Below are 14,613 nucleotides of genomic sequence, written 5' to 3'. Positions count from 1 at the left end.
GCAGATGAACGTATCCGCAACGCAGCCCGCCCCGGTGGATGGCGTGAAGCCCCGCGCTGGCGCGCGGTTTACTGGGGACCCACTCTTCAAGGCATTGGTTGTCATGACAGGCATTGGCGTTTTGCTGGTGCTGGGGGCAATTATTGCCGTCATGACCCTTGGCGGTTTGCCTGCGTTCCGGGCGTTTGGCCTCCATTTTCTGGTCACGGCAATCTGGAACCCGGTTACGCAACATTTTGGGGCGGCGGCCCCGGTTTTTGGCACTCTGGCCAGCAGTGCTCTGGCTCTGCTTATTGCGGTGCCTCTGGCTTTTGGCACGGCCTTCTGGCTGACAGCCCTTGCCCCGCCAGTCCTTGCCTCCGTTATTGGCATGGCCGTGCAGCTTCTGGCGGCTGTGCCCTCCATCATTTTCGGCATGTGGGGTTTTTTTGTACTGGTACCGCCCATGGCGCATTACGTGCAGCCTATGGCCCGACATCTGTTCGGGCATGTGCCGGGCCTTTCCGCTCTGGTGGCTGGCGCACCGTTTGGCACGGGGCTGCTGACGGCGGGGCTGGTGCTGGCCATCATGATCATGCCGTCCATCACCGCTGTCATGCGGGATGTGTTTACCTCCATGCCAACTGTTCTGCGTGAAAGCGCGTACGGTCTGGGTGCTACCCGATGGGAGGTCATGCGTCAGGTTGTACTGCCATGGTCCCGTCAGGGGGTGGTAGGTGGCATTGTGCTGGGCATGGGCCGCGCCATGGGAGAAACCATGGCCGTGACCTTTGTGATTGGTGACAGTAACCATATTGGGTGGTCTCTGTTTGCGCCTGCCAACACCATTGCGTCTCTTATTGCGTTGGAATTTCCAGAAAGCCCGGCTGGTAGCCTCAAGCTGGCGTCTCTTCTGGCATTGGGGGCAATCCTGATGGCCATTTCCTTTATCACCCTCTGGTGTTCGCGCATTCTGCTGGCGCGTGGTGAAGCACAGGCAGGGAAGCGCTCATGAACCAGCAAAGTCTTGGCCGTCCGGTTTCAGGCAAGTTCCGCTCCCGCGCCATGCAGCGGCGGGTGATGGACCATCTGGCTACGGTGTTGAGTTGGTGCGCCACCTGTATTGTGGTGTTGGTGCTTGGCTCCATTTTGTGGACGCTGCTCAGAAACGGTTTGCCGGGTCTCTCACTTCACCTGTTTACGCATTCCATGGGTGCACCGGGGGCAGATGGTGGGCTGGCCAATGCCATTGCAGGCAGCCTGTTGCAGACAGGGTTGGCCATTCTACTGGGCGCGCCCGCAGGGTTGCTGACCGGCATTTATCTGGCGGAGTACGGGGCAGGCAGCGTGTTGGCCCGCACTGTGCGGTTTGTGTCGGACATGCTGCTGTCGGCCCCGTCCATTCTGATCGGCCTGTTTATTTACATGGTTCTGGTGGCCCCTCTGGGGCACTTTTCGGGCTATGCGGGGGCCGTGGCGCTGGCTATTCTGGCCATGCCCATCATGGTGCGTACCACGGAGGATATGCTCCGGCTGGTGCCTGTTGCCATGCGTGAGGCAGGTATTGCACTGGGTGCCCCAAAATGGCGGGTGATCCTGTTTATCTGTGTGCGGGCCGCGCGTGGCGGTATCATGACCGGCGTTCTGCTGGCTATTGCCCGTGTGGCGGGTGAAACGGCCCCCCTGCTGTTTACCTCACTGGGCAATTCCGAATGGTCTCTGGACATGCGGCGGCCCATGGCCAGTCTGCCTGTTGCCATCTACCAGTATGCGGGCTCCGCCTATCAGGACTGGATGCAGCAGGCATGGACCGGCGCGCTGCTGGTGACAATGGGGGTTCTGATTATCAATATTGTGGTGCGGGTGGGCATCCGCGGGGGACGGACATGAACGGAGATACCAGGAGCAGCACCATGCAGCCAGAAAGTATAACGGCGGGCCAAGGTTTTGCGGACGCGCCGCACGCGCTGGCCATTCAGGTGCGGAATCTGGATTTCTATTACGGTAAAACCCGTGCGCTGCATGATATCTCGCTCGATTTCCCCGAGCGGAGCGTGACAGGCATGATCGGTCCCTCAGGGTGTGGTAAATCTACCCTGCTGCGGGTGCTCAACCGCATGTATGATCTCTACCCCGGCCAGAAAGCCACGGGAGAGGTGCTGTTTGATGGCCAGAACATTCTGGCCCCAAGGGTTGATCTCAACCTGCTGCGGTCTCGCATTGGCATGGTGTTTCAGAAACCAACCCCGTTCCCCATGTCCATTTATGATAATATTGCTTTTGGCATCCGCCTGCATGAACGCGTCAGCCGGTCTGAAATGGATGGCAGGGTAGAGGATGCTCTGCGCCGCGTGGCTTTATGGGCGGAAGTGAAGGATCGCCTTCAGGCGTCCGCCACAGCCATGTCTGGTGGCCAGCAACAGCGGCTGTGTATTGCCCGCACCATTGCCACGCGGCCGGAAGTGATTCTGCTGGACGAACCAACATCCGCGCTTGATCCGGTTTCCACCGCCCGTATTGAAGAACTGCTGGATGAACTGAAAACCGAGTTCACTATTGCGATTGTAACGCACAACATGCAGCAGGCAGCGCGTTGTGCGGATCAGGTGGCGTTCTTCTATCTGGGCGAGTTGGTGGAAGTGGACAGCACGGCCCGCATGTTCACCAACCCGCGTGAGAGCCGTACACAGGACTACATTACCGGCCGCTTTGGCTGAACAGGGAGGGCAGACCGATGGGAAATGAACCCGCACATACCGTCACCCGCTATGATCAGGAACTGGACCGCCTGCGTGGCATTGTGGCCCGGATGGGCGGCCTGGTAGAACGCCAGACCGCACAGGCCATTGCCGCCGTGGTGGATCAGAATGAGGAAGCTGCGGTAGAGCCCCCTGAACTGGATGTTGAGGTGGACGCGCTGGAGCGGGATGCCGAGAGTCTGGCTATCCGTATTCTGGCTCTGCGCGCGCCCATGGCGGTGGACCTGCGGCTGATTGTGGCCGTGCTGAAAATAACAGGTGATCTGGAACGTATTGGAGATTATGCGTCCAGCATTGCCCGCCGGGCCATGAAGGTGGAGCCGCTGGATGGTGCGCTATCCTTTGGTGCGCTGCGCAGCATGAGTCGCCTTGTGCAGGAAAACCTGAACAAGGCTATTGAGGCCATGGCCAACAATGACAGCACCCGCGCCATGGAGGTCTGGAATGCGGATACGGCGGTGGATGAACTCTATACCGCCATGTTCCGGGAACTGGTGACATACATGATGGAAGATCCGCGCAAGATCGGCCCCTGTATTCACCTGTTGTTTGTGGCCAAAAATCTGGAGCGGATCGGAGATCACGCCACCAATATTGCAGAACGTGTCTATTACGCGGTAACCGGAGAAATGCTTCCGGCCGTTCGCCCCCGTGGGGGGGCGGCCAAAAAGGGCGGCTGAGGAAAGGTTTTTCTCCTCCCTCCCGCTCTGGATGGAGGGACGCGGGAATGATGCAGCGGTTTCGGGGGATATGTCTGGCCATTCTGATAGGGGTGGCCGGATGTGCGCAAAGGCCCCAAGGGTGTCGGATTGCCACGTTGGGCACCCTGCCGGTTGTGAACACTCAGGGCTCGCCCGTGGTGGAAGTCACGCTCAATGGCCAGAAAGCTGGCATGATTGTGGATACTGGGGCCAGTGTCTCCATGGTTTCGCGCAAGGCGGCGCACGATTACAAACTCAGGATTATGCCGGGAGATGTGCCAGTTCAAGGCGTAGGGGGCGTTGTTCTGTCCTCTATTTTTCAGGTGGACACACTGGGGTTGGGGGCTGCCAAAGCAGAAAACGTTGTGTTGGTTGATACACCCAGAGTTTTTGGTTCTATCAACACCCTGCCGGTGGTGGGGCTGTTTGGTGCGGATTTTCTGAAAGCGTTTGAGGTAGTGTTCAACCTTCCTGAGCACACCATCAATTTGTATCAGATACGCGGGTGTAATTCACCTACGCCCACGTGGGACGGGCCGGTTTCCAGCGTTGCTTTTCACTGGGCAGGGCCCTCTCACATCGAACTTCCTCTTGAACTGAATGGGCATGAGATTGATGCCGTGCTTGATAGCGGGTCAAGCATGACGGTTATTCTACCCCGGCAGGCGCACCGTGCCGGTGTGTATGCGGATCAACTGAAGGCAGATATGTCTCTTTCCTCAAGAGGGATTGACCGGCACTCTTTTCAGGTCAAGCTACATCGTTTCGAAAGACTTCAGATAGGAGATGATGTTTTTATCAATCCTGTTCTGGCTGTGGCCGCTATGCAGACGGAAGGCGATGCCTTGTTGGGGGCGGATTTCCTGCGTCATAACCGCGTATGGATTTCTAACCGCGATGAGAAAATCTACATCCAGCGTTTGACCCCACCACCCCGTAAAGACCCGACTTTTGAGCCAGTGATGACACAACTCTAACGGGTGGTCGTGACATTTTACCCTCTTGCATGCAGGAAAAAGAGGGGATGGGTCTTCCAGAAGGCAGAAAATTTTTTCATAGAATTTTCGTATAAGAAAAGCGTCTTCCTCAGATTTTTAAGGGAAATGTCATTCAAAATCTAAATGGTGTTTGTGCGGATACAAGCGTAATGAAAGAAAATATTACGGAATATTTAGTTAGATAATATCAAATAATATTCGATGTTGTAGTATATATATTTTATATTTATAATAAATTATAAATGAAAGCATTCAAAAATCGTATGACTTAAAATTTCAGTCTTAAAAACATTTGAATAAATTTATCAAGTGGACTCAAAGGATATAATATTCGTTAATTGTACACCTTTAATTAACATTTGATTAACGAATTTTTCTCACTATGACTCTCCTGATATTTTTTTCAAAACATTCGAGTCGCTGGGCGTCGGTTGGGTTGGAAAAGCTCGTGATGACAAATCAGGAGAACACGCGATGTCCGATAACAACGCCGTCAGTCCCGACGAGCTTGCACAAATAGCGGCGGATGCCGCAGCAGCAGGCGGGGATACGTCTCAGTACAGCAGCAACGGCCACAATTTCCATCAGCATGACAATGCGTGGCGGTGGGCAGGCCCGGCTACGGGGGGAGACTGGTCAGACCCGGCAAACTGGAAGCTTGTAGATCCTCGCGGCAACAGTGTTTCAGACACTACCGGGTCTCCGGCCGTACCGCAGAGTGAGCAGAACGCGGATGCCAATGTCGGGTATTACGGCAACACAACCCCTATGACGGTTGTGGTCAACGCGCCTTATTACAACCAGATTCGCAGCCTGAGCGTCTGGCAGAACAGCACGCTGAAAATCACCGCCAATTATCAGAGTGGTGATACCAACGGCTATGTTTTCGCTACTGCAGGTTTTGAAAACTACGGCACCATTCTTGTCGATACGTCCGCCAGGGTTGAATTGGGTGGCATCAATTCGCAGGGTGGCACGTTGACCATTAAAAACAATGATGGAAACGTTGTTTTTGATAATGATCAGGTGAACAATGGTGGCACCATCAATCTGATCAATGCCTCATTGGGCACCACTGCCAATCCCATCACAGTCGCAGGCGGTACGGTCAATCTTCAGCAGAACAGCACTCTGGCGGCTAATCTGTGGGGTGAGGGCACAACCATCAATGTGGACCCCAGCACCGTTAATACCATTTATGTGAATGACAGATACGCCAACAATGATGGTAACGTGCAGGGTGCAACCATCAATGGTGTTTCGGAAAACACGCATTTTGGCATTCTGGGTACGTCATCCGAACCCGTTGCTGCTGATTACACGCAGAATACAGATGGGTCTTACACGCTGGTTATCTCCCTGGAGGATGGGCGTAGCATTACCTATCCCACAGTCAACATGGCGAATGGTTACACGCCGCCTGCCCATGCCGAGATTGTCGCGGATGGCACCACAGGCTGGCTGATTGAAGATCCATCAACGGTTCCTGCACCCTCCTACACGGATGACACCACACACCAGACCCTTGCTCAGATTGCGACGGATACTGACACAACCGGCACGGGTATTGCCGCAAGCAGTGATGGGCACAACTATCATCAGCATGATGGTTCCTGGCGTTGGGTTGGGCCGACCAGTGGTGGAGACTGGTCTGATCCGAACAACTGGGCCCTTTATGATAGCTCTAACAACCGTATCCCTACCGAGGACATCACGGGTTCTCCCGCCATTCCACAGGCTGAGCAGAATGCGGATGTGAATGTTGGCTACTCGGGCAGTACAACGCCAAGTACGGTTGTGGTCAATGCGCCATACTATAATCAGCTTCGCAGCCTGAGCGTCTGGCAGGACAGCACATTAAAGATCACGGGAAATTATCAGAACGGCAGTAGTAACGGCTATGTTTTCGCGTCTGCCGGTTTTGAAAATTACGGCACGATTATTGTTGATACGTCCGCCAAGGTTGAACTGGGCGGGATCAATTCACAGTCCGGCACACTGACCATCATGAACAATGATGGCAACGTGGTTTTTGATAACGGGCAGTTGAACAACGGAAGTGGTACGATCAATCTGATCAACGCCACGCTGGGCACCACCGCCACCCCCATCAATGTGAATGGCGGGACGGTCAACCTTCAGCAGGGCAGCACCATTCTTGCCAATCTGTGGGGAGAAAGTGCAACCATCAATGTGGACCCCAATACCGTTAATACCATTTACGTGAATGACAGATACGCCAACAATGATGGCAACGTGCAGGGCGCGGTGATCAACAATGTTTCTGGCAACACGCATTTTGGTATTCTGGGCACGTCCTCCCAGCCGGTTTCAGCAAACTATACCAAGAATGATAACGGTTCCTACACGCTGGTTATCAAGCTGGATAATGGGCGCAGCATTACATATCCAACCGTGAACATGGCTGCCGGTTATGCACCTCCGGCTCAGACAACCATTGTGACGGATGGCACGACCGGCTGGCTGATTGAAGACACTACCCCGGCAGCCTGCTTCCTGGCGGGCGTGAAGCTGCGCACTGTGTCTGGAGACGTATCTGTGGAAGATATCCGCAAAGGGGATATGCTTCTGGTTCAGCATGATGGGCGTGAGTGTGAAAAGCCTGTTGTATGGGTTGGTAAAAACCGGAAAATTGTCTCTGCCGGTCTTCCTGATGACGAAGCGGGTTATCCTGTACGCGTTCTGAAAGATGCTTTGGCAGAAGGCGTGCCCTATCAGGATATGCTGATAACATCAGAACATTGCCTGTTGATGGATGGCAGGTTTGTTCCTGTGCGGATGCTGGTAAACGGCACAAGCATTTTTTACGATCGTACCTTCACCACCTATGAGTATTATCACGTTGAGACGGAAGATCATTCCGTGCTGGTGGCAGATGGCGTTTTGACAGAAAGCTATCTGGATACAGGAAACCGTTCTTCCTTTGTGTCTGACAGCAATGTTGTGTCCCTGCATTCTCGCGGAAAGACCTGGGCGGCTGATGCCGCTGCCCCGCTGGAAGTGCGTGCTGATTTTGTTGAGCCACTGTTCCGGGCGTTGGCAGAGCGCGCAGGTGTGGTGGCAGGTACCGCACCAGACGCGCAGGACCGGCATGTGACGCAGGACGCTGAACTGTCCTTGCTGACTGAGGCAGGGAGCCTCATCCGTCCGGTGCGGCAGACCAAAGGGCAGATGGTGTCCTTCATGGTGCCTGCGGGTGTAAGCACAGTGCGCCTTGTCTCGCGCGCAAGCCGTCCGTGTGATGTGATCGGCCCGTTTGTGGATGATCGCCGCACGCTTGGGGTGCTGGTCGGTAGCGTGATGGTGCTGCATGCCAACCAGATGCAGCCGGTAACAACGCATCTGACCGATGCAGATCTGTCCGGCTGGCATGGTCTTGAGCAGGGTGGCGTACGCTGGACAAACGGTAACGCCGTTCTTCCGCTGGGTGATGCGCCAACGCAGGGTGTGAGCATGCTTACACTGCAAATCCTCGCCGCAGGACCGTATGACGTAAAGCAGGACTCTGCGGAAACCTGCCGTCGTATTATGCAGAAATAAGCAGGACGGCTGTTTAAAAGCCGCATCATGCTGTGAGAAGGCCGGATGTTCCTCTGGAATGTCCGGCTTTTCTTTTTGTGCTGTGTTCCGTGAAAGTTCTTTTAAAAGAAATGCGTTTCCTGAATTTTTTCAGGAAATGGCGTGGTGTTAGATAATGCTACGTCAACCGCAATGCTGGCTGGCTCTTCTATAAAAGATTCTTTTTTAGAGTTTCATTTTTTAAAAGGACGTTTCAAAAATAGGCCAGATTTGTGTGATATTCCCTTTTTATGCCTAAAGACGGTATTTTTTCGTCTTAATGACATTATACCGCTGCGGCGAAACCGCTTTTTCAGCCCTCAGATGCCAGCAGGTAACAGGGGGCGGAGACTGGAACGGCGGATTTGACAGCGCGATGCGGGGCTATCAGGACGAGTATCCAACATATTCGACCACAAAAGACCCGCCAGACCGATCAAGCAGGGTTTTCAAACAATCCTTAAGCGAGGTGTTTTGGAAAACCGTTTATCTTGAACGCAGTTCGAGCAGATCAGAGGCCTGGTGTTGGCCATAAGGTGGCTAAGCCTTCTTCCAGCGGAACCGGCTTTATGCCCAGAAAGGTTTCCATGGGAGTGATGTCAAAATTCTTGTCTTCCAGCAGGCGGCGTATTTCCGCAGGGTCAATGCGGGGGATGCCGGGCAGGAAGGGCGTTAGCCGCGCTAACGCCATAAGCAGGGCCGCCGGCACGGGGAGGACAGGGCGCGGCTTCAATCCGGCTGCCTGACAGACAAGTTCAATGAAATGCCGGTAGGAAACAGCGCGTGCCCCGGCAATAACCAGAGATTTTGGCCCCTGCCAGTTACGGTCCAGTGCGGCGAGAATGGAAGCCGTGACATCCCCCTGCCAGATGGGCTGCACCAGTGCCTTGCCGCCAGCAGGCAGCGGAACAACGGGCATAAAGCGCAGCAGGGCTGCCAGCCGCTGCACATTATTTTCCCCCTGTGCGCCATAAATCATGGTGGGGTGCAGGATAATGCCGGTGCGGCCCGACGCCATCAGCGCCTTTTCTCCCCGTAACACACCTTGCCCGTGGGCATCTGGCCAGCGGGTGAACTTGCGGGTGCTGCCAAAGCAGATCAGCTTGGCACTTGGGGGCGCTGCGGCCAGCAGGGCGGGAATGTTCCGGGCATGGGCCGTACAGACAATGGCCGTGGCATCCGCCAACGCAGCGCGAAGCTGGCCTGTGGGGCCCGTCAGATCAATCAGGCGCGCTCCCGGCAGGCCGGAGGCAAACGCCGGGTTACGGATAAGAGGCACAACAGGCGTGCCCTGTGCCCTGAGTGCCTTATAGACAGCCTGCCCAGACCGACCAGAGGCACCGATGACATGCACCGGCTCTCTGCTGCCTGTCTGACCGGGTGCTCCCGCTTGCCCAGTCGCCGGTTGCGGCTGCGGGGAAGAGGTTGGCCCTTCGGCCTTTTCTGCGTCCGAGGGCTGGCTCACGGCGTTTGTCTCCCTGGGCCTCGCTTATGGGGCCTTGATGCTCAGGCCAATCTGCTGGGCCATCTGGGGTGTGGTGGTCAGCATGCTCATGGCAGCGGCAATAGCCATCACCGGCAAGGGCTGTGGTGGCCGGATGGTAATGGTCAGCGGTCCTTTGCCCGGCTGGCGCAGATAGGTGGCAATCTGCGGCATGACGGCCTTGGGGTCTGATCCCTGCGGGGCCAGTTGGGCCTGCAGTGCGGCACTCAGCTCTTCCGGCTTTACGCCGCGTGCCTTGGCTGCCGCCCCAAGCGCGCGGGGCACCAGCCCGTGATCTGTGTAGGTGATGTTCAGGCTCTGCACCTGCATGTCTGCCGCGCCAGCAGAAAGCAGGGTGGTGGTGCTGGTCTGGCTGAAATCTCCATCCAGATGCAGGCGGCCCATGCCCGACGCATCCAGACTGAATTCTTCCACATGTAGCTTGGAGGCCTTGAAGTCATGCGTGTCGTTCAGGACCAGCGACCCCCGAAAGCGGTCATATCCCAGCGCAGGCAGCATGGAGAGGTTAGGCACATCCGGCCACAGTTCCAGCCCCTGCAGGCTGGAGACTTCCTTTTCATCCGCGTCCGTACGTGTAGCGTGAGAATGCAGCGCGCCAACCCGCAGTAGCGGGGTGGTGCCATCGATACTCAGCTTTTCAATCTGGATATCGCGCGTGCCGTTATGCTGGGTATAGGGCGTGCTGGAGGAAAGGCTGGCGTACAGCCCCGCCAGATCAAGCCCATCCAGAATGATGGAGGCCGCCTTGATATGGCGTTGGGGCGCAACATCGGTTGAAAGCCCGGCTTCGTGCGCTTCCAGCCGGGAGGCCTCGTTGGGGCCGTAATCATCTACAATAAGAGAGCGGGCCGAGAGATCAGATTGCAGGCTGCTGACAAACCCATGCAGCTTGCCCGCTTCCGCATGGCGAATTTCAAGCGCCTGCGCCGGGATGCCGTGCTGCTCGTCCGCCTTGGTGGGCATGGTCACATCGTCCAGTGCCAGCGTATCCAGATGCAGGCTGCCTGCCGGGTCTGCCAACTGGAAATTGCGGAACGTTAGCCGCCCGATTCGCCGTGCATCCTCGCCAGCGGCGGCGATCTTGGAGATTTCCGCATCATCCGCCGTAATGGTTTCCGGCCCCTGCCGGAAGACAAGGCCGGTGAACTTCACGCTGCGGCCCAGTAGGCCGGGCCACGCTTTCTGATAGGTGAAGGAGGCATCCGGGCCCAGAGTCTGGCGGAAACTGTCAATGCTCTTGTCCAGCATGACATGTTCGGCATGACGGGCCGCCAGCCAGCCAAGGCAGGCAACGGCGGCAACACTGCCTATAGTTACAAGAACTTTTTTCTTCACCAGCCGGAAATCCTGCCTGTTTTTTACAAGAAACTCTTCAACGCTTCTTCTCCTTTAGTGCACTGCGGGGGCGGAGAGCAAGTCAGGATACGGTAATATGTTACCTGAAGAAAAACCGTTGAAATAACGGTCATGAACGCCAATTTCTCTTGACGAAGCGGGTACGCATGCTCATAAGGCAGCATCTTTAAGCATACAGTCTTAACGGAATCATACTCTATGAAGACCACCCTCTCGCTGAAACCCGCGGAGGTGACGAAGAACTGGATCCTGATCGATGCCGAAGGCCTCGGTCTTGGTCGTCTGGCCGTCATCATCGCAAACCGTCTGCGCGGCAAGCACAAACCCCAGTTCACCCCGCATGTTGATTGTGGCGACCACGTTGTTGTCATCAACGCGGAAAAGGTGGCGCTGACGGGCAACAAAGCCGGCCAGAAGCTGTTCCACTACCACACCGGTTATCCGGGCGGCATCAAGACCCGCACCATTGCGCAGCGTCTGGGTGGCAAGAACCCTGACCACGTTGTGGTGAAGGCTGTTGAACGCATGATCACCCGTGGCCCGCTGCAGCGTGAACAGATGCGCAGCCTGCATGTTTATGCTGGCCCGAACCATCCGCATGATGGCCAGAAGCCGCAGGTGCTGGATGTTGCGGCGCTGAACCGCAAAAACGTTGTTAACGCGCAGAAAGGCTGAGCAACATGTCTGAAACTCAGGAACGTACAGGCACGCTGGCTGATCTGAAGGGCGTTGTTCCCACAGCTCCAGAAGCCCCTGTTTATGAAGCCAAGCGCGATGCGCAGGGTCGCTCCTACGCAACCGGCCGCCGTAAGGATGCCGTGGCCCGCGTATGGATCAAGCCCGGCAAAGGCGATATCACGGTTAACGGCCGCCCGGTTGGCACCTACTTTGCCCGCCCCGTGCTGCGTATGCTGCTGACCCAGCCTTTCCTTGTGGCTGATCGCTACAACCAGTTTGACGTTGTCTGCACGGTTGTTGGTGGTGGTCTGTCCGGTCAGGCTGGCGCTGTCCGTCATGGCATCAGCCGTGCGCTCACGCACTATGAACCCGGCCTGCGCAGCATCCTGAAGGCTGCTGGCTTCCTGACCCGTGACTCCCGTCAGGTTGAACGTAAGAAATACGGTCGCGCCAAAGCCCGTCGTTCCTTCCAGTTCAGCAAGCGCTGATCTACCGGAACGCTGCTTTTGCAACGCCGAAAAGGGCGGGAGAGGGTTTCCTCTTCCGCCTTTTTTTGTGCCTGTGGGGCAGCGCAGTCTGGCCGCTTGGTGTTTTACGAGGCTGTTTCCGCTTCGGGAAATGGTGCGCTCAGTAGTTCTTTCAAAATGAGTGTTCAAAAAGGCTGCCAGATCAGTTTGGCGGCTCTTTTTTGTTTTGGCTGGAGCGTGATGTGGACTGTTTCATCCCGATAGGGCGGCATGGGGCATGGCGATAAAATCTTCCCCTTTGCAGCGTCACATACTCCTCGCCTGCTTTGTCTGCCGTTTTTGACAGTCGCGTCAGGGAAATTCCGACAGGAAACAGGCAATTTCCTGCCTGCTGGCAAGAATGTGTTTTTCGCCCGTGAACTGGTCATACAGGCCCTGATGGCCTGCAAAGGCGTTGGCATTCTGGCGGGTTCTATATTCCCGGCACCATTGGAACAGGGCTGAGCGGGAGGCATCATCTTCCCCGCTTTTGGTGGGGTGAGATTCCAGGTTTCTCACGCATTCTTCTTCCGGTACAACAAGCCAGATCAACCGCTGTGTTCTGGGTATCGCCTCGGCGGCCAGCCAGCCGAAAACGCCCTCAATCACCCATTTTTCAGCTAGAGCATGGTCCCGCACCGCGCTTCTGGCAGCCTCAGGCGGTCGTCTTTGCTGAAAACCTCCCGGCAGCCAGTGCAGCGTGTCCAGTTCAATCGCGGTGCTTAGCAAGCGGTGCGCCAGTGTCTGTGCCAGCCAGGTCTTTCCAGAACCACTATTTCCCAGAATCAAAATACGATGCGGAACGGGCATAGGGGACCTTGTTAGGGGGCTATACGCCAGCCCTTCGGTGGGTGCATGGTTGAGCGAACAGGATAGCGCAACGCGCGTTCTGGAACAGGGAGATATATGCCGTGGTTGCTGCCGTGCCTGAAAGAAACAGAAAGCGAAGCGTTGCAGATATTCTTCCGGTGCTGCTGGGCGCGGCCTTTGCTGCAGTTGCTACAGCCTGCCCCGTGCACGCAGCGCCTCAGGAGGCTCAGAACGCACCTTCCATAACGGTGGGCGTGTGGGGAGCGGCACCGGCCTTCCCGACAGGCCCCGCCGTTGTAGCCAGCACGATCCGCCAGACGGTGCGGCTTTCTCTGGGTGGTGAGGGTGTTTCCATCCGTCTGAGCAATGAGATGGGGCAGGCGCCGCTGGTGATTAAGGCCGCGCATGTGGCGCTGCCCGGCACCCAGAAAGGCAGTATTGACCCAGCAAGTGATCATGCCCTTACGTTTGGTGGCCGCAAGGGCATTGTTATTCCTCCGGGTGGCGTCGCCATCAGTGATGTTGCGTCGGTAACGACTTCTGCCGGGCAGGATGTGGTCATCAGTTTTTATGTGTCCCGTTCTACCGGGCCGGTGGCCACGCATCCGCTCGGGCTCGCTACAACCTATGTGTCCCGCGGGCCAGATGCCAGCACGGCTTCCACCCTGCCAAACGCCACCACAACACAGGCCCGGCTGTTTCTTTCGGGTGTCAGTGTGGTGCGCCGTGGTGGGCAGGCAGTCGTCGCCCTTGGGGATTCCATTACAGATGGTCTGCGCTCTCCGGTGGATGCCAACCAGCGCTGGCCAGATGATCTCAGCCAACGGTTGATCCGGGCAGGAATGGCTGTATCGGTTGTGAATGCCGGCATCAGCGGTAATCGCGTGCAGCATGATCTGCCTTTGGCGGAAAGCGGCCCAAGCGCTGTATCCCGGTTTGACCGTGATGTGCTGTCCGTACCCGGTGTGCGGACGGTGATCATCATGGAATCCATCAATGATATCGGGCATCCCGGCGCACAGGGGTTGGCGGAGCAGGCGGTCAGCACGGAAGATCTCATCGCCGGGTTGCAACAGCTTGTTCTGCGGGCCCATCAACATGGTTTGCGCGTTATTGGCGCAACATTGACGCCTTTCGCGGGTACCATTTTTCCCGGCTATTACTCACAAGCCGGGGAAGCCAAACGGCAGGCCGTCAATCAATGGATTCGGACTGGCCGCGCGTTTGATGGCGTGGTGGACATGGATGCCGCCTTACGTGACCCCGCACACCCGGACCATATGCTCCCGGCGTATGACAGCGGGGACCATTTGCACCCCAATGCCGAGGGATACCGTCACATGGCCGATGCCGTGCCTCTCTCTCTGCTACAGGCCCCTTAGCCGTTCATTGCGGAGATGTGGGCGTGTTGGGAAGGATGGCAGCACGTTCGGAAGGGCCTGTGAGCGGAACACAGGCGGGAGCGGCGGTTTCTCTGCGCTTCAAGGGCTTGGCAGGGGGCATCTTTTCCCCTTGGCCAGCCCGGAGCTCTTTTTGCCAAGCCTGTAAGGCTTGTTTTCAAACAACGTTAAATAAAAAGGAGAAAACCCTTGTCAGAGTATGGCGTATCGCCACACCCTGAGCCCTGAGCCCTGAGCCCTGAGCCCTGAGCCCTGAGCCCTGAGCCCTGAGCCCTGAGCCCTGAGCCCTGAGCCCTGAGCCCTGAGCCCTGAGCCCTGAGCCCTGAGCCCTGAGCCCTGAGCC

12 protein-coding genes are annotated in these 14,613 nt (G+C 56.6%); 9 read left to right on the top strand and 3 right to left on the bottom strand.

Features of this window, described 5'->3' with window-relative positions; genetic code table 11:
- Nucleotides 1–4 precede the first annotated feature (4 nt).
- The 6 genes from pstC to QWU00_RS05930 all read left to right on the top strand — a co-directional run bounded on the left by pstC (nucleotide 5) and on the right by QWU00_RS05930 (nucleotide 7,998).
- Nucleotides 5–994 carry a phosphate ABC transporter permease subunit PstC gene (gene pstC, locus QWU00_RS05955; protein ID WP_035380113.1) on the top strand — a complete coding sequence of 330 codons (990 nt, stop codon included), beginning with the start codon at nucleotides 5–7 and terminating at the stop codon, nucleotides 992–994.
- A complete protein-coding gene (gene pstA, locus QWU00_RS05950; RefSeq protein ID WP_045542624.1) occupies nucleotides 991–1,869 on the top strand; it encodes a phosphate ABC transporter permease PstA in 879 nt (292 codons plus the stop codon). The genes pstC and pstA overlap by 4 nt, the downstream gene beginning before the upstream one ends.
- Before the next feature lie 23 nt (nucleotides 1,870–1,892).
- Nucleotides 1,893–2,696: a phosphate ABC transporter ATP-binding protein PstB gene (pstB, locus tag QWU00_RS05945; protein WP_373317175.1), complete on the top strand. Its 804-nt coding sequence runs from the start codon at nucleotides 1,893–1,895 to the stop codon at nucleotides 2,694–2,696.
- 17 nt (nucleotides 2,697–2,713) lie between these two features.
- On the top strand, nucleotides 2,714–3,418 hold the full coding sequence (phoU, locus tag QWU00_RS05940) for a phosphate signaling complex protein PhoU (protein WP_035380108.1): 705 nt from the start codon (nucleotides 2,714–2,716) through the stop codon (nucleotides 3,416–3,418).
- A 47-nt stretch (nucleotides 3,419–3,465) separates the two neighbouring features.
- Nucleotides 3,466–4,416, top strand: coding sequence for an aspartyl protease family protein (locus QWU00_RS05935; protein ID WP_052051345.1), 951 nt, complete (start codon nucleotides 3,466–3,468; stop codon nucleotides 4,414–4,416).
- 495 nt (nucleotides 4,417–4,911) lie between these two features.
- The gene (locus QWU00_RS05930; protein WP_081939045.1) at nucleotides 4,912–7,998 is read left to right on the top strand and encodes a Hint domain-containing protein; all 3,087 of its coding nucleotides are present in this window, start codon (nucleotides 4,912–4,914) and stop codon (nucleotides 7,996–7,998) included.
- A gap of 529 nt (nucleotides 7,999–8,527) precedes the next feature.
- On the opposite strand, the gene QWU00_RS05925 is transcribed toward QWU00_RS05930, so the two are convergent.
- Complete coding sequence (locus QWU00_RS05925) at nucleotides 8,528–9,370, bottom strand: SDR family oxidoreductase (protein ID WP_035380274.1); 843 nt, start codon at nucleotides 9,368–9,370, stop codon at nucleotides 8,528–8,530.
- 135 nt (nucleotides 9,371–9,505) lie between these two features.
- Nucleotides 9,506–10,855, bottom strand: a complete 1,350-nt coding sequence (locus QWU00_RS05920; RefSeq protein ID WP_035380106.1) for a hypothetical protein — start codon at nucleotides 10,853–10,855, stop codon at nucleotides 9,506–9,508.
- Nucleotides 10,856–11,074: 219 nt separating this feature from the next.
- On the opposite strand from QWU00_RS05920, the gene rplM reads away from it, so the two are divergent.
- Complete coding sequence (gene rplM, locus QWU00_RS05915) at nucleotides 11,075–11,551, top strand: 50S ribosomal protein L13 (RefSeq protein WP_006560057.1); 477 nt, start codon at nucleotides 11,075–11,077, stop codon at nucleotides 11,549–11,551.
- A gap of 5 nt (nucleotides 11,552–11,556) precedes the next feature.
- Complete coding sequence (gene rpsI / locus QWU00_RS05910) at nucleotides 11,557–12,042, top strand: 30S ribosomal protein S9 (protein ID WP_006560058.1); 486 nt, start codon at nucleotides 11,557–11,559, stop codon at nucleotides 12,040–12,042.
- A gap of 330 nt (nucleotides 12,043–12,372) precedes the next feature.
- On the opposite strand, the gene QWU00_RS05905 is transcribed toward rpsI, so the two are convergent.
- Nucleotides 12,373–12,870, bottom strand: coding sequence for a P-loop NTPase family protein (locus QWU00_RS05905; protein ID WP_035380104.1), 498 nt, complete (start codon nucleotides 12,868–12,870; stop codon nucleotides 12,373–12,375).
- Nucleotides 12,871–12,971: 101 nt separating this feature from the next.
- On the opposite strand from QWU00_RS05905, the gene QWU00_RS05900 reads away from it, so the two are divergent.
- Nucleotides 12,972–14,252: an SGNH/GDSL hydrolase family protein gene (locus QWU00_RS05900; protein ID WP_052051344.1), complete on the top strand. Its 1,281-nt coding sequence runs from the start codon at nucleotides 12,972–12,974 to the stop codon at nucleotides 14,250–14,252.
- Nucleotides 14,253–14,613 lie beyond the last annotated feature (361 nt).

The organism is Acetobacter tropicalis (genome assembly GCF_030644465.1).
In the GTDB taxonomy this organism is placed as follows: Bacteria; Pseudomonadota; Alphaproteobacteria; order Acetobacterales; family Acetobacteraceae; genus Acetobacter; species Acetobacter tropicalis.
The sequence above is the reverse complement of the archived record's forward strand: the minus strand, read 5'-3'. Positions and strand labels throughout refer to the sequence as shown.

Bases quoted from the DNA above. Each gene is read 5' to 3' on its own strand.
- pstC (WP_035380113.1), top strand. From the start codon at position 5: ATGAACGTATCCGCAACGCAGCCCGCCCCGGTGGATGGCGTGAAGCCC.
- pstA (WP_045542624.1), top strand. From the start codon at position 991: ATGAACCAGCAAAGTCTTGGCCGTCCGGTTTCAGGCAAGTTCCGCTCC.
- pstB (WP_373317175.1), top strand. From the start codon at position 1,893: ATGCAGCCAGAAAGTATAACGGCGGGCCAAGGTTTTGCGGACGCGCCG.
- phoU (WP_035380108.1), top strand. From the start codon at position 2,714: ATGGGAAATGAACCCGCACATACCGTCACCCGCTATGATCAGGAACTG.
- QWU00_RS05935 (WP_052051345.1), top strand. From the start codon at position 3,466: ATGATGCAGCGGTTTCGGGGGATATGTCTGGCCATTCTGATAGGGGTG.
- QWU00_RS05930 (WP_081939045.1), top strand. From the start codon at position 4,912: ATGTCCGATAACAACGCCGTCAGTCCCGACGAGCTTGCACAAATAGCG.
- rplM (WP_006560057.1), top strand. From the start codon at position 11,075: ATGAAGACCACCCTCTCGCTGAAACCCGCGGAGGTGACGAAGAACTGG.
- rpsI (WP_006560058.1), top strand. From the start codon at position 11,557: ATGTCTGAAACTCAGGAACGTACAGGCACGCTGGCTGATCTGAAGGGC.
- QWU00_RS05905 (WP_035380104.1), bottom strand. From the start codon at position 12,870: ATGCCCGTTCCGCATCGTATTTTGATTCTGGGAAATAGTGGTTCTGGA.